Source organism: Micrococcoides hystricis, assembly GCF_042434215.1.
GTDB classification, from domain to species: domain Bacteria; phylum Actinomycetota; class Actinomycetes; order Actinomycetales; family Micrococcaceae; genus Micrococcoides; species Micrococcoides hystricis.
Map to the genome: position 1 here is coordinate 204,764 of NZ_JBHLUB010000031.1, position 17,739 is coordinate 222,502.

At 60.6% G+C, this 17,739-nt stretch carries 17 protein-coding genes, 1 tRNA gene and 1 pseudogene; 13 read left to right on the top strand and 6 right to left on the bottom strand.

Annotation, left to right across the window (positions count from 1 at the left end):
• Positions 1–13: 13 nt before the first annotated feature.
• From ACFFFR_RS10070 to ACFFFR_RS10080, 3 genes are all read right to left on the bottom strand, one after another.
• Positions 14–1,228: a PucR family transcriptional regulator gene (locus ACFFFR_RS10070; protein WP_377460093.1), complete on the bottom strand. Its 1,215-nt coding sequence runs from the start codon at positions 1,226–1,228 to the stop codon at positions 14–16.
• A gap of 52 nt (positions 1,229–1,280) precedes the next feature.
• Positions 1,281–2,072 carry a sulfite exporter TauE/SafE family protein gene (locus ACFFFR_RS10075; RefSeq protein ID WP_377460094.1) on the bottom strand — a complete coding sequence of 264 codons (792 nt, stop codon included), beginning with the start codon at positions 2,070–2,072 and terminating at the stop codon, positions 1,281–1,283.
• Between the two features lie 67 nt (positions 2,073–2,139).
• A complete protein-coding gene (locus ACFFFR_RS10080; RefSeq protein WP_377460096.1) occupies positions 2,140–3,546 on the bottom strand; it encodes an MBL fold metallo-hydrolase in 1,407 nt (468 codons plus the stop codon).
• Between the two features lie 219 nt (positions 3,547–3,765).
• Here ACFFFR_RS10080 and ACFFFR_RS10085 point away from each other — a divergent pair, with 219 nt between their 5' ends.
• On the top strand, positions 3,766–5,424 hold the full coding sequence (locus tag ACFFFR_RS10085; RefSeq protein ID WP_377460098.1) for an acyltransferase family protein: 1,659 nt from the start codon (positions 3,766–3,768) through the stop codon (positions 5,422–5,424).
• A gap of 39 nt (positions 5,425–5,463) precedes the next feature.
• Entirely contained in the window at positions 5,464–5,883 is a 420-nt protein-coding gene (locus ACFFFR_RS10090) for a hypothetical protein (protein ID WP_377460100.1), read from the top strand.
• Positions 5,884–5,966: 83 nt separating this feature from the next.
• On the opposite strand, the gene aceE is transcribed toward ACFFFR_RS10090, so the two are convergent.
• Complete coding sequence (gene aceE / locus ACFFFR_RS10095; RefSeq protein WP_512700205.1) at positions 5,967–8,708, bottom strand: pyruvate dehydrogenase (acetyl-transferring), homodimeric type; 2,742 nt, start codon at positions 8,706–8,708, stop codon at positions 5,967–5,969.
• Between the two features lie 287 nt (positions 8,709–8,995).
• Here aceE and ACFFFR_RS10100 point away from each other — a divergent pair, with 287 nt between their 5' ends.
• The 3 genes from ACFFFR_RS10100 to ACFFFR_RS10110 all read left to right on the top strand — a co-directional run bounded on the left by ACFFFR_RS10100 (position 8,996) and on the right by ACFFFR_RS10110 (position 10,115).
• Positions 8,996–9,457, top strand: coding sequence for a DUF3052 domain-containing protein (locus ACFFFR_RS10100; protein ID WP_377460103.1), 462 nt, complete (start codon positions 8,996–8,998; stop codon positions 9,455–9,457).
• 15 nt (positions 9,458–9,472) lie between these two features.
• Positions 9,473–9,973, top strand: a complete 501-nt coding sequence (locus ACFFFR_RS10105; protein WP_377460105.1) for a redoxin domain-containing protein — start codon at positions 9,473–9,475, stop codon at positions 9,971–9,973.
• Positions 9,974–10,041: 68 nt separating this feature from the next.
• Positions 10,042–10,115, top strand: a tRNA-Val gene (locus ACFFFR_RS10110).
• Between the two features lie 382 nt (positions 10,116–10,497).
• Here the strand turns inward: ACFFFR_RS10110 and ACFFFR_RS10115 are convergent.
• Complete coding sequence (locus ACFFFR_RS10115) at positions 10,498–10,950, bottom strand: hypothetical protein (RefSeq protein ID WP_377460107.1); 453 nt, start codon at positions 10,948–10,950, stop codon at positions 10,498–10,500.
• A gap of 47 nt (positions 10,951–10,997) precedes the next feature.
• The gene (locus tag ACFFFR_RS10120) at positions 10,998–11,585 is read right to left on the bottom strand and encodes a recombinase family protein (RefSeq protein WP_377460109.1); all 588 of its coding nucleotides are present in this window, start codon (positions 11,583–11,585) and stop codon (positions 10,998–11,000) included.
• Between ACFFFR_RS10120 and ACFFFR_RS11910 the strand changes: the two genes are divergently transcribed.
• From ACFFFR_RS11910 to ACFFFR_RS10160, 8 genes and pseudogenes are all read left to right on the top strand, one after another.
• Entirely contained in the window at positions 11,584–11,967 is a 384-nt protein-coding gene (locus ACFFFR_RS11910; RefSeq protein ID WP_446686102.1) for a hypothetical protein, read from the top strand. The genes ACFFFR_RS10120 and ACFFFR_RS11910 overlap by 2 nt on opposite strands.
• A 479-nt stretch (positions 11,968–12,446) precedes the next feature.
• Positions 12,447–12,986, top strand: coding sequence for a sigma-70 family RNA polymerase sigma factor (locus ACFFFR_RS10130; protein ID WP_377460111.1), 540 nt, complete (start codon positions 12,447–12,449; stop codon positions 12,984–12,986).
• Positions 12,979–13,644, top strand: coding sequence for a hypothetical protein (locus tag ACFFFR_RS10135; protein WP_377460113.1), 666 nt, complete (start codon positions 12,979–12,981; stop codon positions 13,642–13,644). The genes ACFFFR_RS10130 and ACFFFR_RS10135 overlap by 8 nt, the downstream gene beginning before the upstream one ends.
• A gap of 7 nt (positions 13,645–13,651) precedes the next feature.
• Positions 13,652–14,668 carry an ImmA/IrrE family metallo-endopeptidase gene (locus tag ACFFFR_RS10140; protein WP_377460114.1) on the top strand — a complete coding sequence of 339 codons (1,017 nt, stop codon included), beginning with the start codon at positions 13,652–13,654 and terminating at the stop codon, positions 14,666–14,668.
• 86 nt (positions 14,669–14,754) lie between these two features.
• Entirely contained in the window at positions 14,755–14,910 is a 156-nt protein-coding gene (locus ACFFFR_RS10145; RefSeq protein WP_377460116.1) for a hypothetical protein, read from the top strand.
• A gap of 95 nt (positions 14,911–15,005) precedes the next feature.
• On the top strand, positions 15,006–15,278 hold the full coding sequence (locus tag ACFFFR_RS10150; RefSeq protein ID WP_377460118.1) for a hypothetical protein: 273 nt from the start codon (positions 15,006–15,008) through the stop codon (positions 15,276–15,278).
• A 130-nt stretch (positions 15,279–15,408) separates the two neighbouring features.
• Positions 15,409–15,732 carry a DUF8453 domain-containing protein gene (locus tag ACFFFR_RS10155; protein ID WP_377460120.1) on the top strand — a complete coding sequence of 108 codons (324 nt, stop codon included), beginning with the start codon at positions 15,409–15,411 and terminating at the stop codon, positions 15,730–15,732.
• Positions 15,733–16,507: 775 nt separating this feature from the next.
• Positions 16,508–17,696, top strand: a pseudogene (locus ACFFFR_RS10160) (IS3 family transposase).
• Positions 17,697–17,739 lie beyond the last annotated feature (43 nt).

A 17,739-nucleotide genomic window follows, 5' to 3' on the forward strand; every position in this document is an offset into this window, starting at 1 on the left:
GGGGTTCTACAAACTAGGCGGGGTTGGGGTCCGTTGCGAGCAGCCGTCCGACCACGAGTCCGGTTTGCAGGACGAAGGCTTCGCGGGGGACCAGCGGGTCCCAGCCGGTCAGGTCGCACACGCGGCGAAGCCGGTATCGAACGGTGTTGGCGTGGACGAACAGTTCACGAGCGGTGGCTTCCAGTGAATGGCCCAAATCCAAGTAGGTGCTCAAGGTTTCGAGCAGCCCATTAGTGGCAGCAACCAGTGGCTGATAGATCAGCTCCTCGAGTTCGCGTTTGGCCACCTCATCGCCATTCATGGCGCGTTCGGGAAGCAAGTCTGCGGCCGCCACTGGGCGTGGGGCTCCGGGCCATGCCTTGCACGCATCCAAGGCGGCTAGCGCGGCCTGGGCTGAGGTGGGGGTGCGGGCGAGTGAGTCGACCATGGGCCCGTAGACGACGGGGCCGGGACCGAAGAGTTCGCCGACCCGTAGGAAAAACGTGTTTGGTTCCTCAATGCCGCCGGCCAGCAGGATGAGCCTGTCGCCGTGGCTGCCAAGCAGGATGTCGCTTGCGTAGCCGGAGGCGAACCGGCGGATCTCAGCCAATTGGGCCGAGTTGGCTTGGGGGTCGATCCCGCCAATGACGACAGCGATATTGTCGGTGGCACCGAATCCGACCGCTGCGGCGCGGGAACGCAGCTCGTGTTCGGGTTCATCGCGTAAGACCGCGTCAACAACAAGTGCTTCGAGCCGAGAGTCCCAGGCACCCCGTGATTCGGCGGCGCGGGCGTACACGTCGGCGGCGGCGAACGCGACTTCTCGCGAGTATCGCAACACAGCATCGCGGAGCAGGGCCCCGTCAGCTTCGCCCACCAGTTCGGGGACTTTGGTTTCCACCACGTCAACAACGGTGCGGATCAGCTGCAAGGCGTTTTGTAGGGAAATTGCTCGGGTCATCTCCGCTGGGGCGGAACCGAAGATGTCGGTGAGAACCCATTTCAGGCTCGTGGTGGGGCGTTGGAGCCAGTTGATGAAGGATGAGATGCCCTTTTGTGCCATCAGGCCGAGAGCCGAGCGATCGTCCGGGCGGAGTTGGCGGTACCAGCTCAGCGAAGAATCTAACTGCTGCAGCACTGCAGAGGAGAGGTCACCGGAGTGATTTTTTAGACGCTGAATGGTCTTTGCGTCAACGCGAATCGCGTACGGAGATGAGCCATTGGTGGTGGCGCTACGTTTTCTTGCCATGATCACCACACAAGCCTATGCCATCGGCGCCCAATCGCGACGATCGTGTCACCTAAATGAGGGCAATCAGCTCCTGGCCGAGCACAAAGACACCCATGACGAGCACAAAGTAGCCGAAAATCTTGCGCAACTTGGTCTCGTTGATCTTCCCGGCCAAGGCTGCGCCGGCAAAGGAACCGAGAATGGCCATACCGGTAATGGCGAGAACGGGTGTCCAATCCAGCTGCACCGAGAAAAGGTATCCCGAGAGCCCGGCGAACGACTTCATGACGATCACCAGCAAGGAGGTGCCTACGGCCACCGCCATGGGTAGTCCACCGAGCAGGTTCAGGGCCGGGACGACTAGGAAGCCACCGCCGGCGCCGACCATGCCGGTGGCTAATCCGACCACCCCGCCATCAAGCAGAATGCGTCCCAACGGTAGCGACCGTGGCGCCACGGGTGCATCAGTGGTTTCCGCGCTGGCTAGCACTTTGGGTTTCTTGCGCCCCCGGATCATGGCGATAGAGGTGGCCAGCATCATGATGGCAAAGAGGATGAGCAGGATATTTCCGGGGACGTAGCCGCCGATCCACCCACCGGCGAAGGCCCCGATCATGGAGGCTGCACCGAAGATGAGCCCGGTGCGCCATTGCACACGCCGATTTCTGGCGTGGCCGATTGTTGCGACGATTGAGGTGGTGCCAACGATGAACAGGGAAGCGGCGATTGCTTCCTTTTCCCCGAATCCGGCCACGTACACCAGCAGTGGCACCGTCAAAATAGAGCCGCCGCCACCAAGGAGTCCTAGGGTCACCCCGATCAATGCGGACAATGCAAGGACAAGGATGAAAATGGGTTCCATGGTGGCGGCGGCCTCTTCAGTTCTCTAATTAATATTTGTCAATAACTTTTGATGTGGTTGTGCAGGATTACTGGTTGGCTCCGACAGCCTTCTCCCAAGCTGGGTAGGCGCCTTCCAGCTCCACCACGTCATAGCCTGCTCGGCGAAGCGCCGAGCCAACGGCCATGGACCGTGCCATCGACTGGCAGTGGATGACGATTGGGTCTTTGGTGTCTTTCGGAGGCAGCTGCTCCAGCTTCCACAGCACCTGGGAGGAGTGCAGCTGGTGGGCTTCAGGGATGTTGCCTTCGGCGTATTCGGTCTTGGCGCGAACGTCGAGCACCATGGACTTGTCGAAGTCAGCCAAGTCTTCCGGTTTCACGGTCTTGACCGGCTCCACCTTCAGGCCGTCCAAGGACTCTACGTAGCCGACTACATCGTCAATGCCGACCCGTACTAGGTGATCCCAAATACGCATGGCGTCATCTTGATCCTGGGCTAGAACAACCATGGGCTTGTAGTCCTCAGCCTCAGGATCAATGATCCACGCGGCGAAGGTCGCGGTCTTGCCGGTGCCCGGTACGGCAATCGCGCCGGGGACGGTACCTTCGCGAACCTCGTGATGGTCGCGGGTATCCAGCAGATCAACAAAACCGGAGTCGAGGTCCTTGGCCAGTTTCTCGGCTGGAACCTCCTCCAGTGGCTTGCGCTCACCCATGACGGCTGGACCCACCTTGTTCTGGGTCTTCATGCGTGCAAAGTAGGAGTGAGCCTCAGGCTGACCGTCGAGCAGTTCATCGATGAAACCTTGTTCGTCATCATTGTCGATGTACTTGGCCCACCAAGCGTAGAGACGCTCGTAACCAACGGTGGAGGATGGGATCGAGCCGAGAGCCTTACCGCAGGCCGAGCCGGCACCGTGAGCCGGGTGGATCTGGACGTGATCCGGCAGATCGACAAACTTTTCCTTCAGCGACTTGAAGAGATCGCGAGCCCCGGCAAAGCGGGTATCAACGAATCCTGCCGCTTCATCAAGCAGGTCTGGCCGGCCCAAGTCACCGACGAACACGAAGTCACCGGTGAACATGTAGCCCGGGGTATCGGTGAAGGCCCCATCGGTCACCAGGAAGGACATATGTTCTGGGGTGTGGCCGGGGGTGTGGACCGCTTGAATCTTGATGTTGCCCAAGTTGAAGGAGTCGCCATCTTTCAAGATGGTGCCCTCAAAGCCGTAGGTCCAATCCTTGCCGCCTTCACCAGAGATGTAGATCTCTGCGCCGGTGGCCGCAGCCAGTTCGCGGGTACCGGAGAGATAGTCGGCGTGAATGTGGGTTTCCGTCACGGCGGTAATCTTCATGCCTTGCTCTTCGGCGAGCTTCAGGTAAGGGGCAATGTCGCGCCGAGCGTCAATGACCAGCGCCTCTCCCTTGGCCTGGCAGCCGATCATGTAGCTGGCTTGAGCGAGGTCTTCATCGTAAAAACGTTCCAATAGCATCGCGGTAGCACCCTTCCGATGTGGTCTTCTCTTGGAGGAATTACCTCAACTATATATACCCCCGGGGGTATAAGTCAAGAGGGGTTTTCCTACTGCCCGAAAGAGGTCAGCGCTCGCAACAAGTTGAACTTCGTGTCGGGTGCGGTCAAAAATATAGAAGCTGCAGGGGGCTTACCTGCGGGTAATGATTCAGCGAACTGAGAGTCGATGCGTGAACACATGAGCGTTGCGCCTGCTCGCCGTAAACGACGCAGCCTGTCGTTTGATTTCCTCCAACGGGGTCTACCACCGAGACACTTTCGTCCAGAATTGCACGGTGTACGCGGCCTTGCAATCCTTGGGGTGGTTCTTTTTCACCTCTTTGGTGATGGACGCGTCTCCGGCGGCATCGATATCTTCCTTGCGATCTCCGGATTCCTCTTCACGGCAATGCTGTTGCGGGAAGCGGCAACCAGTAAAGGAAGCATCAACCTCTCAAAATATTTCGCACGACTCATCCGGCGCATCATCATCCCGGCCGTGATCGTCGTGGCGGCAACCCTTGCGCTAGGTCTCTGGGTGAAACCTGAGACTGACCATCACCAGCTCTGGGCAGAAGCTCGCGCCTCAGCGCTGTATTTCGAGAACGTTGAGCTCATTAACTCGCAGCTGGCCTACGGTGCTGCCGGCCCGGAGACCTCACCATTCCAGCACTACTGGTCACTGTCCGTGCAGGGGCAGTTCTATCTACTCTGGCCGCTGGTCGCTGTGATCGCGGTGCTGGTGGCACGGTATCTGCGTCGCTCTGCTTCCTCCGTCATGGCTGTGGCGGTCGGGGCGATCTTCATCGCTTCGTTGGTGTACGCCCTGTACTACGGCAGCTTCAACCAAGACGAGGCCTATCTGATGACGCGTACCCGCATGTGGGAGTTGGCCTTCGGCGGATTACTGGCGTTGCTCGGCGCACGATTGACGCTGCCTGAATGGTTGCGTGTCCCTGCTGGCTGGCTGGGACTGGCACTGATTGTCTCGTGCGGGTTCGTCATTGATGGGGCCCAAGAGTTTCCCGGCCTGTTGGCATTCTGGCCTCTGGGCGGTCTGGCGTTGGTGTTGGCCGCTGCCGGTCCGCAAGGCGGCCTTGCGGACCCGCGGGGTAGTGCGACCCGGTTCCTCTCGAACCCGGTTTTCGGCTGGATAGGGGATCGAGCTTATGGCCTATACCTGTGGCATTGGCCTCTGCTCATCTTCTACATGGAATTCCGCCAACGCGAAGCTGTGGGGCTGGCCGGAGCTGCAGTGGTGCTCGCCACTACGGTGCTTTTAGCTGAGCTCATGTACCGGCTGATCGAACGTCCCATCGCCCAACGTAAAGTGCTTACGATCGATTGGCGAGTACTCGCCGCTGGGGCTACCGTCATGCTGCTGATCGGTATTGGCATGAGTGCAGCGGTGGAGTCTACCGTTCCAGAACCAGATCCGGTGGCGTTCGACCCGGACATTTGGGACTGGGACACCTACCCGGGCGCGCAAGCCGCGCTCGCGGGCAATTCGGAGATGGACGGCACGGAGACCTTCCTGCCGGATCCGGCGACCTTGAACACCTTTGAACCTCAGTACTACACCAAAGGCTGCCGCCAATCGGCGCGCAATGCTCCCGGCACCGACGAAATTGTGGTGTGTGAAGACGAGAACATGCCGGAGAGCCCGCGGCGAACGGTCGTCATAGCTGGTGGTTCTCACGCCGGGCAGTGGGAAGCCGTGTGGCTGCGCTTGGGCCAAGAGCACAACTGGGAAGTCTTGATCGTCGACAAGTCTGGCTGCGTCTTCGCGGACTACTCGGGCGATCCAAACAAATCGTCCTGTCAGGGTTGGTTGGACCATTTCATGGACTGGTTGTAGGAGCGCAACGTCGATCTGGTGGTCACTCCGGGCAGCCGAATGACTAGGGAGGGCGAACGGATCGAGAACGGCGCTGAAGAGCGTTGGGAACAGATCACCGCAACCGGTGCCCGGTTGTTGTTGACTCGCGGTACACCGCGTCCTGGCGGCCAAGAGAAAGTCGCGGCGTGTCTGGCCAGAGAAAAAACCGCCCTTGAATGTGGCGCCAACGCAGCCCAAATCTCTGCAGAGAATCCTTTGGACTCAGTGGATCTGCCAGCAGGTGCGACGCACATGGACCTGACCGACGCGATTTGCCCTGAAGAGATCCGTTCGGAGGCAGGGGTCTGCCCTGCGATCGTGGGCAACGTGGCGGTCTGGTACGACAACTCCCACTTGAGCGGAACCTATGTCGAAACAATGGTTCCGTACTTTGAGGAACGTCTCCAAGACACTGTCCCGTGGCTGTTTGAGGACTAACGATTGTCGGCCTGAATAGCGAAGGGCTCCGACCGGAGAATTCCGATCGGAGCCCTAATGCTGTGCTAGGCGGTTAGCGCTTCTTAGGCGTCGCCACCTGGTACACCGGAGGTGCCAGCGTTGACGTCGAGCAGACGGTACTTCTCGATCGCCTGAGCGGGTGCATCCTTGGAGACTTCACCGCGCTTGGCCAGCAACTGCAGAGTGCGCACCACCATGGAGTGGGAGTCAATCTTGAAGTAGCGGCGTGCGGCGGCACGGGTGTCCGAGAAACCGAAGTCGTCGGCACCCAGCGTCGCCCAGTCGTTCGGCACGTACTGGCGGATCTGGTCCGGCAGCAAGGTGGCCATGTCGCTGGTGGCCACGATCGGACCTTCAACGTTGGCTAGACGCTCGGTGATGAACGGAACCTTTGGCTCCTCGTTCGGGTGCAGGAAGTTGTAGTGCTCGGCTTCCTTGGCTTCGCGGCGCAGCTCGTTCCAGCTGGTCACGGACCAGACGTCCGCGGAGACGCTCCAATCCTTGGCCAAGATTTCCTGAGCCTCCAAGGCCCATGGCACACCCACACCGGAGGCGAACAGTTGAGCGCGTGGCCCATCAATTTCTGCCGCCTTCAGGTGGTACAGACCCTTGATGACGCCTTCAACATCCAAGTCCTCTGGCTCTGCCGGCTGCGGCAGCGGCTCGTTGTAGACCGTGAGGTAGTACATGAAGTCGTGATCACCGTCGTGATCGCCGTACATCTCCCACAGACCGTGCTTGATGATGTGCGCGATCTCGTAGCCGTAGGCAGGGTCGTAGTGGCGAACCGCAGGGTTGGTGCCAGCCAAGACAGGGGAGTGCCCGTCCATGTGCTGCAGACCCTCACCGGCCAGGGTGGTGCGACCGGCGGTCGCACCAATGATGAAGCCACGTGCCAGCTGGTCGGCGGCCGCCCAGAAGGAGTCGCCGGTGCGCTGGAACCCGAACATCGAGTAGAACACGTAGAACGGGATCATCGGCTCGCCGTGCGTGGCGTACGAGGTACCGGCTGCGGTGAACGCCGCGGTTGCGCCGGCCTCGTTAATGCCCGGGTGCAGCAGCTGACCCTGCGGGGATTCCTTGTACGACAGGAACAGGTCACGGTCCACCGACAGGTAGTTTTGACCGGCAGGGTTGTAGATCTTCGCGGTTGGGAAGAATGCGTCCATACCGAAGGTACGGGACTCATCTGGCACGATCGGCACGATGCGCTGACCGAATTCCTTATCCCGCATCAAGTCCTTCAGCAGGCGGACAAAGGCCATGGTGGTGGCCGCCATCTGCTTACCGGAGCCCTTCTTGGCCTGCTTGTACGCATCATCAGAAGGCAGGTGCACCTTGGTGGAAGGTTCCTGACGCAGCGGCAGGGAGCCGCCGAGTTCCTTGCGGCGTTCCAGCATGTACTTGATTTCCGGTGAATCCGGGCCCGGGTGGTAGTACGGAATATCGTACAGATCGCCCTCAAGCTGCTCATCGGAGACAGGGATGCGCATCCGGTCGCGGAACTGCTTCAGATCTTCCACCGTGAGTTTCTTCATCTGGTGGGTGGCGTTGCGGCCTTCGAAGCTCGAACCCAGGCCGTAACCCTTAATGGTTTGGGCCAAGATCACGGTTGGTTTGCCCTTGAAGTCCATGGCGGCCTTGTAGGCGGCATAGACCTTGCGGTAGTCGTGGCCACCGCGGCGCAGGTTCCAAATGTCCTCATCAGACATGTCCGCCACCATTTCCTTGGTGACCTCGGAACGGCCAAAGAAGTGCTCGCGCACGAACGCACCGGACTCAGCCTTGTAGGTCTGGTAGTCACCATCCAAGGTTTCGTTCATGATCCGGACTAGCTCGCCGCTGTCATCCTTGGCCAGCAGTGGATCCCACTCGCGGCCCCACAGGACCTTGATGACATGCCAGCCGGCGCCCCGGAAGAACGCTTCAAGTTCCTGAACGATCTTGCCGTTACCGCGGACCGGACCATCGAGGCGCTGCAGGTTACAGTTCACCACGAAGGTCAGGTTGTCCAGCTTGTCATTGGCGGCCAACTGCAAGAGGCCACGTGATTCTGGTTCGTCCATTTCACCGTCACCCAGGAACGCCCACACATGCTGTTCGGAGGTGTCCTTGATGCCACGGTTCTGCAGGTAGCGGTTGAACTGTGCCTGGTAGATGGCGTTCATGGGACCAAGACCCATGGAAACGGTTGGGAACTGCCAGAAGTCCTTCATCAGCCGCGGGTGCGGGTAGGAAGACAGTGCGTGGCCTTCCTTGGACTTCTCCTGCCGGAACCCGTCCAAATCTTCTTCGGTCAGGCGACCCTCAAGGTAGGCGCGGGCATAGTTACCGGGGGAGGAGTGACCTTGGAAGAAGACCTGGTCACCGCCGCCTGGGTGGTCCTTGCCGCGGAAGAAGTGGTTCTGACCGACTTCATACAGGGTGGCCAGACCGGCGAAGGAAGAAATGTGGCCGCCCACAGAAATCTCTGGGCGCTGTGCGCGCTGCACCATGACGGCAGCGTTCCAACGCATGATGGCACGGTAGCGGCGTTCCAGCTGCTCGTCACCGGGGTATTCCGGTTCCTGATCGGCCGGGATGGTGTTGACGTAGTCGGAGGTGGTGACCATGGGGACACCAACGCTCTTGGCGCCGGCCCGCTGCAGCAGGGAGCGCATAATGTACTGTGCACGCTCGGTACCGTGCGCTTCGACCAGCTGATCGAAGGATTCAATCCATTCGCTGGTTTCCTCTGGATCTTTGTCCAGGATGTTGTCCGTCAGGCCACTGAGGATATGTGAGTTGTTATCCGCTTGGGTCACGGTGCACCTCTTCTCTAAGGGGCCGGTTGGCCCCGTCGGATGTCCTTGAATAGCTAAGGAAGGTTCCCTCTCATTCACTTTACGCCTTAAGGCAGGCATACGTGAGTCACGAGGATCGACTGTGACCAAGCTTAGTGTTACGGGCCACAATTGCGTTAAAAACCGCCTAAATGCCCCGGCACAGCCCGGATAGCTTGATTAGCGCCGAATTTCCGTGTTGGCTTTAACTAATCGGCGTACCAGCGCCGCCTCGCACAGAGGATTTACCTAATAAATCAAGGAGAACAGTGAGCCAGCCAGACGCCGCTACCGTTTCGGGTAGCGCCGCTGAAGAATCGTCAGCCCCCTCTGAAGCAGCAAAGAAACTTGCCGCAACATTAGGTTTCAAAGAGGGCGATTACGTCCAAGAACTGGGGTATGACGAAGACATCGACTTCGACCTCAGGGACAACCTAGAAGACGGTATCGATTCCGATCTGCTCACTGAAGAAGACCACGAAGTGGTTGACGGTGTCTTGCTGTGGTGGCGCCACGAAGACGGCGACCTCGTCGACGGACTGGTCGATGCGCTCACCAACCTTGATGAAGGCGGCAGCATCTGGCTGCTGACTCCAAAGCGTGGCCAAGAAGGCGAAGTCAACCCGGTGGAGATCTCCCAGGCCGCACCCACCGCAGGACTGCACGTGACCAAGTCCGCGGACCTGTCCCCAACGTGGCTGGCCCACCGGCTGGTGGCCCGCGGTAACTAACCGCACCCTTACGCCATGAATTATTCGGGCAACGACACACCCGGTCTAAAGCCGGGGCAACCAGCCCCGGTCTTCCACGTCAATAACCAATACGGTGAGTCCGTCAGCTTGCACACCCTGTTCACCCACCCCTACACGGGGAACTCGCTGGACGGGCTGCTGCTGGTGTTCTACCCGTACGCGTTCACCAATGTGTGCACCGGCGAGCTGAAAGAACTGCAGGAATACTTGCCACAGTTCGAACAGGCCGGGATCCGGGTTGCGGCCATCAGCATGGACTCCTCCTATGCGCTCAAAGAGTTCGCCCATCAGCACGGCTTCGAATTCGATTTGTTGTCCGACTTCTGGCCACACGGCCACGTCGCCAAACAGTACGGCGTCCTCGATTCCGGGCTAGGAGTCAGCTGGCGCATCAGCTTCTTGATCGGCTCCGACGGACTCATCCGAGAGCGATTTGCCGCCACCATGGATCAGCCACGACCCATGACGGACTACCTGACCGCGATCAATTTGTGAGCAGCCGATCGGGCTGGTAAAGTTTGGTGCTGTTGTCAGTATCGAAACAGATACGAAAAAAACACTTTGGGTCTATAGCTCAGTTGGTTAGAGCACCTCGTTTACACCGAGGGGGTCGGGGGTTCGAGTCCCTCTGGACCCACCCTGTGAAGTCTCGGGACATCGTTCATTCGGTGTCCCGAGATTTCTTTTTGTTTTTGTTCTGATGTCTCGGGTCATCGTTCCGGGTTTTAGGCCCCATGTCTTGGGTCATGGTTCCGCTCTGTGCGGGACGTTTTCTTTATCGGCTGGTTGTTCTTGGCTGGGTTGATGGTGTGCTCTGCGATGATTTCTCCGGTTGTTTTGCTGATGGCGGTGTAGACCGGCTGTGACGTGCTCGGCGTTCTCTATGTATGGGAGGTCCGGGATGTGGAGCTGTAGGTCCTGGACTGTGTGCTGCCAGCTTGTGCGGAAGGGTTTGCAGCAGGGTGCGGATCCAGCTGATGTTGAGGCTGAAGCGTGTTGCTGCCTCTTAGGCCCTCAGATCAAGGAACGATGACGTGACACAGCCGTGAACGATGACGTGCGACATGGTCGGAACGATCTTGTGAGACATCCAGGCTGTGGTTAAGGGGTGCAGGGGTGAACGATGTGTTGAAACCACACACCTCTGGACCCACCCCGCGCACAAGGCTCGAACCCCAGCCAACGATTCTGTTGGCAAGGGTTCGAGCCTTGTCGTCGTTCTGTCTCCAGTTGAGGGCGATGGTGTTGACCTCGGGATCGAGCAGCATCTCGAAGGATCGGTTGATCTCGACGCTTAGCTCGTCGTCGTTGATGTAGACCTTGGTGAATAAGGCCTGGGTGCATAGGCGCCGGTTGGCGTCGTCGCACCGCCGGTAGATGTCGGCGCAGTCGGTGAGCAGGTTCAGCGCATCGTCCAGGTGGGTCCCGACGTCGGCGCAGTCGCAGTAGTGGGAGTCGATACGACGGTTCACGCCGTCGAGTTCGTCGAGGATACGGTCCTGTTCCCGTCGGAGCACGGTCAGTGGATCGCGTCGACGTAGTGGGCCGGTCTTGTACGTGTTTGAGCCGGGCGCGGTGCTTGGTGAGGCGTTCGAGCTCGTCGGTCTCGGCGGCCATGAGCCGGTTGAACTCGTGGTGCAGCATGCCCGACAGGGCATCGCGCTGGGCGGGACGGAACTGCATACACGTGTAGTAGTCCTCGATCAGCTTCTGCACGTCTTCGATGAGCATCGCCTGGCGGGTACAGTCGACGCACTTGGACTGCCGGCCCGAGCACACGAATGTAGCAGTAGACCTTTCCGTGCCGATTCTTCGCGTTGGACACGATCAACCTCGATCCGCGGTCGTGGACCTGGGTAGCCTCGGCGGCGATCTTATGCGCGGTGAGCACCGACTGAACCTGATACCAGACCTCCGGTGTCACGAGGGCGTGGTGGGTGCCTTTGTAGCGGGTCCCGCGGTAGATGACATCGCCCTTGTAGTGGGGGTTTGTCAGCAGCTGCAGCGGCACACCCCGCCCCGCGGTCGTGGCGGCGTACGCGGGGTGCGGGTTGCCCAACAAGACGCGCAGCAGTGCAGTCCACGCCCGGCGCGGGATGTTCAGCATGGCCGACGAGCACGCCGAGCCGCATCCGGGCGACAACCCCGACGTCGCCACCGTCCGCTCCGTCCTCTACGGCGTCCTACAGCACGTCGGGGCCGAGCTGTCCGCGCACCAGAACTTCACCGCCGAGCAGGAGCACTGGGGTTCGATCGCTCAACTTACCGCGGAGTACGAGACCATCGCCGCCGTGCTGCTCTTCCGGCTCGCTCGCGCCACTGCACGCCCGGCCGGTTCAGGTCGTGCTCGCAAGATGCCACGGCTCATCCCTTCTGCGGACGGACCGATGACCGGCGACATGCGCCACGCGCTCGATGAACGGCACGAGTTGATCGAAGCGCGCGCAGACACCGTGTTCGCCACCGCCCGCGACGCCGGCGAACCCTGAACGCGGCAACTCGGTGGCCCACCGCTCGACGCACGCCAAGCGGAGACGTGGCGACGGTACGCTGGCGCCATTGCCGCCTACCGCGACCGCTACGGCGTCACCCAAGACACGCCCCTCGGACAGGAACCGGAGGACACGGCCCAGAGAATCGACTTCGCCCGCGCAAGAAGCGCGCTCGCACGGTCACGTGCCTTTGCCCGGCAGCGCCCGACCGCCGCCGAGCGACGACCTCTCGACCGCTGCCCCCCCCAACCGGCGCCCGTGACGCCACCCTGCCCGGCTCCCTCGCAAGATTCGACACGTCTAGATGCGTCACAGAACTGACTCCAAGCGAGATAATCGTCAGGAAGGCGGTTCAGGTCTCCATCAGAAAGGCCTAACTGCGTCAGGCGCTATCTCGACTACGAAGTGAGGAGGAGACCGATAATGAGACAGCCTTGCTGTTGCCGGCGCTGGGGCGAGGGGCCGAGGGGGCAGCGATGACCACCATGCCGCCAGACCTCGGTGCTTTCTACCTCCGCCATCGAGACGCTATGTACAAGGTTGCGGCCTCAGTGCTGCGCGAGGCTGGTCGCGCCTCTGAGGCGGAAGACGCGGTGCAGGACGCGATTGTCTCCATCATGGCTTCGCCGCCGGAGAATGTGCGAAACTGGGAAGCATTTTTCGTGACCGCGGCGAAGCGAAAGGCGCTGGATCGAATCAGATCAGCAGAGGTACGGCACGCCGGGCCCGAGTTCATCGAAGCCGTCCATGACCGTGCCGATGACTCTAACCTCGCGGAAGACGTTGCGGAAGCCATCGACCAACAAGAACGGGCTCGTCATGCGTGGGACAGTCTCGCGATATTGGACGAACGCCATCGAAAGGCGGTATGGGAGACCGCGGCGTTGGGGCGGCCGCGCTCTCAGATAGCCGCCGAAATGAACGTGAGTCCAGCGCGTGTGAGCCAGATGTCGACACGATCGCTAGCGCTCCTTCGAGAGGAAATGCAAAGAATGGAGGAAGGGGAAAATGAATGACGACGAACGCGACCGACTTGTCGCAGAGCTGCTCGAACGACCCGAAGAGCGCGAACAGATCCTGCGTGAAGTCGAGCTGAAAGACCGAGAGCGCGTAGAACTTGGTCACATCCTTGAGACTGCGGATGCACTCTGGCTCGCCGCTCAAGGCGCGCCAGCACTTGAGGATGACCCCGTGGCAGCAATGCTGGGTCTACTCCCTGACAGCGAATGCCGTCTCGACTCTGCCGCATTGTCTCGTGTAAGAAAGCGTGCGCGATTGAGCGTAAGTGACGTTGCCGCACGCTTGCATGAGCGAGGGTGGCAGTTCGACAAGAGTGATGTTTTCAGGTGGGAGACTCGTACAGCGGCAGATGTACCTCCCGCCGTGGTCCAAGCAATCGCTGAGATCTTCGGAGCACGGGTAGACGATTTGATCTCAGCTCCGTCACCGGCTTCTCTGCCCGATCATGTAGGCGCTGTACGCGCGCATCCGTTGTTTGAACAACTCGTCACGCGCTGGTCACAGGCCCGACGAGTGTCACGTGCCGTGGCTGCTGCGACGCTCGAAAGCCGGATGCTTGCGACCGTGCACCGCGGGGAGCACCCCGATACAGAGCAACTATTGCGCTCGCTCGACGCCCTTGTCGCCTCCGTCGAGCAAGCCGATCGAGGGTGAGACCCGCATGAATCTTGAAGGTTGTGTCGACCAGGCACTGTCCCTGCTGACGGATGACGTTCGAGCCCGCTTCGCCGGGGACCCGTTTAGCGTCCTCCGCGACGACCTTGACCTGACTGTAAAAGCCGTCAAACACCTAGCGAGTTCCCGTGACGACGGTGGCGCGTGTGATGGCGTCTCGTTCCTCCAGGACGGTGTGATCCTGTACGCGCCCACGCCAGCAAGTCGGCGTGAGAACTTCACACTCGCCCACGAACTTGGGCATTGGCTCGCCGAGAGGGCCCCGGATATCTATGACTGGATAGCCGACCAAGACGAGCCCGGCAGCCTTCTCGAAACCGTCTGTGACCGGATCGCCCAACGATTGCTCTTGCCCGAGTCTGCGGCAACAGCGGTCATCGCCAACGGGCCGATCAGAGCGCAGCACATAATCGACCTATATAACGCCTCCCAGGCCAGCCGGCCGGTGTGTGCGATCGCTCTCGCCAAGCACCTGCCCGGCTTGGGGGCTATCGCGATTATCGACCGCTACACAGGCACCGTCACTCACGCCAGCGTCAAGCCCGACCCCGAGCAAGGCTGGCCCACCGTTTTCCCTTGGCGTGACCAGAAGCTCACTGAAGGCCACTCCCTACTCGGCCTGGCACCAGGAGCATCCGCGGCTCGGCGCCTGTCTTGGCGCACACCCTGGGGCACGCAAGCAGATTTCTACGTCGACGCAATCGGGGAAGACAAGCGCGTCATGGCCATGTTCTGCGACCGAGACATCTGGGAGGTCGAGCAGTTTCATGCGCCCATCCAGCGCGACTTCGACACCCGTACCCTGCTCACAGGGTCATGCTGCGGGACCAGTTTCGAACGCCGTGGCTATCCCTGCTCGGACTGTGTCCAGCCCTACTGCCCTCGTTGCGGAGATTGCCGCTGTCAGCGAGATACCAAGCGCGCACTGACCTGCACCGAGTGCTTCCTTCAGTTCCAGCCACATCTCGTTGTCGACGGCATCTGCGTGGACTGTCGTTCCTGACGCTAACTCCACACAGCCCTATCTCGACTACTCAGTGAGAGCCCCCGCGGACGCGGACATGGGCTGTCGGGACGGAGGTGAAGGAGATGGCTAAGAACACGGGGAGAGGACACCGCGTCGGTGCCGTGAAGAACCGCAGCGAGTTCAAGCACGGCACCACATGGTTCAAGCGTGACACCGAGACTGGGCGGATTCTCAACGGCAGCCCCAATCAGCACAAGGGCGTCCGTAACGAGAAGTAGCCGCTGGGCCGGCGATGCCTCGGTGTCGCCGGCCACCAGCCACCGCAGCGGGCGCGCAAGCAGGACCGGTTTTTCAGATACCGCAGGAGGACGACATGGCAGTTCACTGGGTCAACTACGACCTCAACAAGACGGGACAGGACTACACCAACCTCATCGAATACTTGAAGTCGCACCAGGGCTGGGCGAAGCCCCTCAAGAGCAGCTTCTTTGTGAAGACATCCCTGGCAGCCAAGGAGCTTCGAGACAGGATCAAGATGCACATTGACGCGACCGACGACGTCATTGTCGTGACCGTCACAGGTGCGTCCTGGGCGACCTATGGACTCTCGTCGGAGTTGAACGAGTGGCTGAAGAAGAATCTCTAGTGTCCGGCGCGGATCAAGGACGAGTGAGCCCTCGTCTACGGCGGTCCAACACGTCACCGAACCGGTGCCGAATTCCTGAGAGTGCGTCGCGGGAACTGCCTCCGCCAAACCACCATGGAAAGGTGAATGCATGGTAGCCATCTCAATCGTTGCCCTGGTCATCTCGGCCTTCGCCCTGCCCTTCACCATCTGGGCAGCGCGGGCGGCCGCTAGGCAGGCGAAAGCGGCGCAAAACCAGACGGAGATCCAACGCGAGCAGGTGGCCGCCGCGCGGGAGCAGACTCAACTACAACGCGATCTCGCTCATGAGGCCCTACAGCCCTACGTGTGGGCGGACATCCAGCCAGATATGCAGCAAGGCACCGTGATGCACGTGGTGGTGGGTAACAACGGTCCCACCGTCGCCCGCAACGTGAGAGTGACGTTCGATCCACCGCTTCCAACAGGCCAGTAACAATCGGACAAGGTCGAGAGTGTTCAGCGGGTGCTCGCCAGAGGACTCCGCTCGCTCACGCGGAAACGGGAAATCCGATGGACTCTCGGTGCTGGCTACGACCTCCTGTCTAGCGAGGAACCACAGGTCCGCACTGTGGGTCGAAGGCGAGGGTCTGCACGGTCCGCTGCCTGTTCTGGAGATTTAGATCGACATCTCAGAGTGGCGTCAGGCTAGGGACGCTCCGGACGGCTCGTTACACCATGTACGTGGCGCGATCAATGACCTCACCAAGGCCGTCGGTGGCGTAGACAAAACGATGAAGCGTGTTGTCGATCGCTTGGATTACCCAGCGCCAGAGACCGTCGAAATCAATGGAATGAGTGACGCTTTCACTAGGCAGCAACTCGCACCACCAGCGCCCGAGGATGAGGCCGATTCCAGCACAGATTGAGCATCCCAGCCACCGTCGACGGCGGAGGAACGATAGCGCCTGCGGAACTCTCAGTCGGTGGTGCTCTTGCGTGCAGACTCGTGAATCTGTGCTGAAGGGTGCTGCGCGGCGAATGTCAGCAGCTGAGAAACGACTGGCACCTTTGGAGGCGTGTGGAACCCGGAAACGACCGCCACGGCACTCCGCCTTCCGCCAGATCTTCAGGACCTTCGACAGGATTGTCGCGACACCCTCAGATGCGCGCTCGGCAACTACCAACCTGCTCAGCCCTTTAAGGGGCGTGATGCAGAGACAGGTGACAACTGACATCTGGTGCTCGGCACCGGGAGGGAGGATGTCGCTATGCCTGCTCCGTATCCCCAAGAGTTCCGTGATGACGTGGTCGCGCGGTCGCCCGTGCGCGTGAGGCCGGTGTGCTGTTGAAGCAGATCGCAGCGGACTTCGGGATCAGCGAGGCCACGTTGTCGAACTGGCTGAAGGCCGCTGACGTCGAGGAAAGCAGACGTTCTGGTGTCAACAAAGATGAGGCTGCTGAGTTGCGTGAGCTCAAGTGCCGCAATCGGCTGATGGAGAGGGAGAACGAGGTCCTGCGCCGGGCCGCTGCCTATTCTGTCCTAGGCGAACCTGAAACTGGATGGCTGGGGGAATTGATGTACCCGCTCGCGAGTGAGCTGGCCGCTGACGGCATCCCCGCCACGGTTATGTGCCGGGTCCTCAAGCTCGCTCGTCAGCTCTACCACCGCTGGCGCGACAAGCCGGTTACGGACGCTGAGTGGATCCAAGCGCACCGGATCAACGCGTTGCACGACGCACACGTCGATGACCCGACCTTCGGGTACCGGTTTGGCGCACGAGGCACGGAAGGCCGGGTGCCGGATGAGTCGCCGCACGGTATGGGCGCTGTGCTCGACCTCGGGGATCACCTCCGCGGCGCAGCGTCGTCGCTGTGGCAAGGGCAAGAAGGCCGGCCCGCAGGTTTTCGACAATGATGTAAAGCGGATGTTTACCGCGGACGCCCCGAAGCGGGTCTGGCTCAACGACATCACCGAGCACCACATCACGAGCGAGGGAAAGCTCTACGTGTGTGCGATCAAGGACATGTTCGCCAACAAGATCGTCGGTACTCCATCAGCGATCGGTTGACCGCACAGCTCGCGGTCGACGCGTTGAACAGCGCGGTGGTGCGGCGGCTGGAAGGCCACGACGTGGCCGGCTGCATCCTACAGGCCGACCGGGGCAGGCAGTTTCGGTCACGGAAGATGGGCCACGCCCTGAACCGGCACGGCATGGTCGGATCGATGGGCCGTGTCGGCGCTGCGGGGGGACAACGCCGCCATGGAATTGTTCTGGTCGCTGTTGCAGACCAACGTGCTCAACCAGCGGCGCTGGACCACCCGCCAGGAACTCCGCCTGGCTTGTGGTGTGGATCGAACGCAAGTACCACCGCCAGCGCCCTCAGGACTCACTCGCTGGGTTGACGCCCATCGAGTACGAGAACAAGATCATCGCCAAGACCGCACCCGCGGCCTAAACCGAAACTGTCAACAGTTCCTGCATCACGCCCGAGTCCGTAC

Excerpts from the sequence above, each read along its gene's own strand:
- ACFFFR_RS10070 (WP_377460093.1), bottom strand. The coding sequence starts at position 1,228 with ATGGCAAGAAAACGTAGCGCCACCACCAATGGCTCATCTCCGTACGCG.
- ACFFFR_RS10075 (WP_377460094.1), bottom strand. The coding sequence starts at position 2,072 with ATGGAACCCATTTTCATCCTTGTCCTTGCATTGTCCGCATTGATCGGG.
- ACFFFR_RS10080 (WP_377460096.1), bottom strand. The coding sequence starts at position 3,546 with ATGCTATTGGAACGTTTTTACGATGAAGACCTCGCTCAAGCCAGCTAC.
- ACFFFR_RS10085 (WP_377460098.1), top strand. The coding sequence starts at position 3,766 with ATGAGCGTTGCGCCTGCTCGCCGTAAACGACGCAGCCTGTCGTTTGAT.
- ACFFFR_RS10090 (WP_377460100.1), top strand. The coding sequence starts at position 5,464 with ATGACTAGGGAGGGCGAACGGATCGAGAACGGCGCTGAAGAGCGTTGG.
- ACFFFR_RS10105 (WP_377460105.1), top strand. The coding sequence starts at position 9,473 with ATGAATTATTCGGGCAACGACACACCCGGTCTAAAGCCGGGGCAACCA.
- ACFFFR_RS11910 (WP_446686102.1), top strand. The coding sequence starts at position 11,584 with ATGGCCGACGAGCACGCCGAGCCGCATCCGGGCGACAACCCCGACGTC.
- ACFFFR_RS10120 (WP_377460109.1), bottom strand. The coding sequence starts at position 11,585 with ATGCTGAACATCCCGCGCCGGGCGTGGACTGCACTGCTGCGCGTCTTG.
- ACFFFR_RS10130 (WP_377460111.1), top strand. The coding sequence starts at position 12,447 with ATGACCACCATGCCGCCAGACCTCGGTGCTTTCTACCTCCGCCATCGA.
- ACFFFR_RS10135 (WP_377460113.1), top strand. The coding sequence starts at position 12,979 with ATGAATGACGACGAACGCGACCGACTTGTCGCAGAGCTGCTCGAACGA.
- ACFFFR_RS10140 (WP_377460114.1), top strand. The coding sequence starts at position 13,652 with ATGAATCTTGAAGGTTGTGTCGACCAGGCACTGTCCCTGCTGACGGAT.
- ACFFFR_RS10145 (WP_377460116.1), top strand. The coding sequence starts at position 14,755 with ATGGCTAAGAACACGGGGAGAGGACACCGCGTCGGTGCCGTGAAGAAC.
- ACFFFR_RS10150 (WP_377460118.1), top strand. The coding sequence starts at position 15,006 with ATGGCAGTTCACTGGGTCAACTACGACCTCAACAAGACGGGACAGGAC.
- ACFFFR_RS10155 (WP_377460120.1), top strand. The coding sequence starts at position 15,409 with ATGGTAGCCATCTCAATCGTTGCCCTGGTCATCTCGGCCTTCGCCCTG.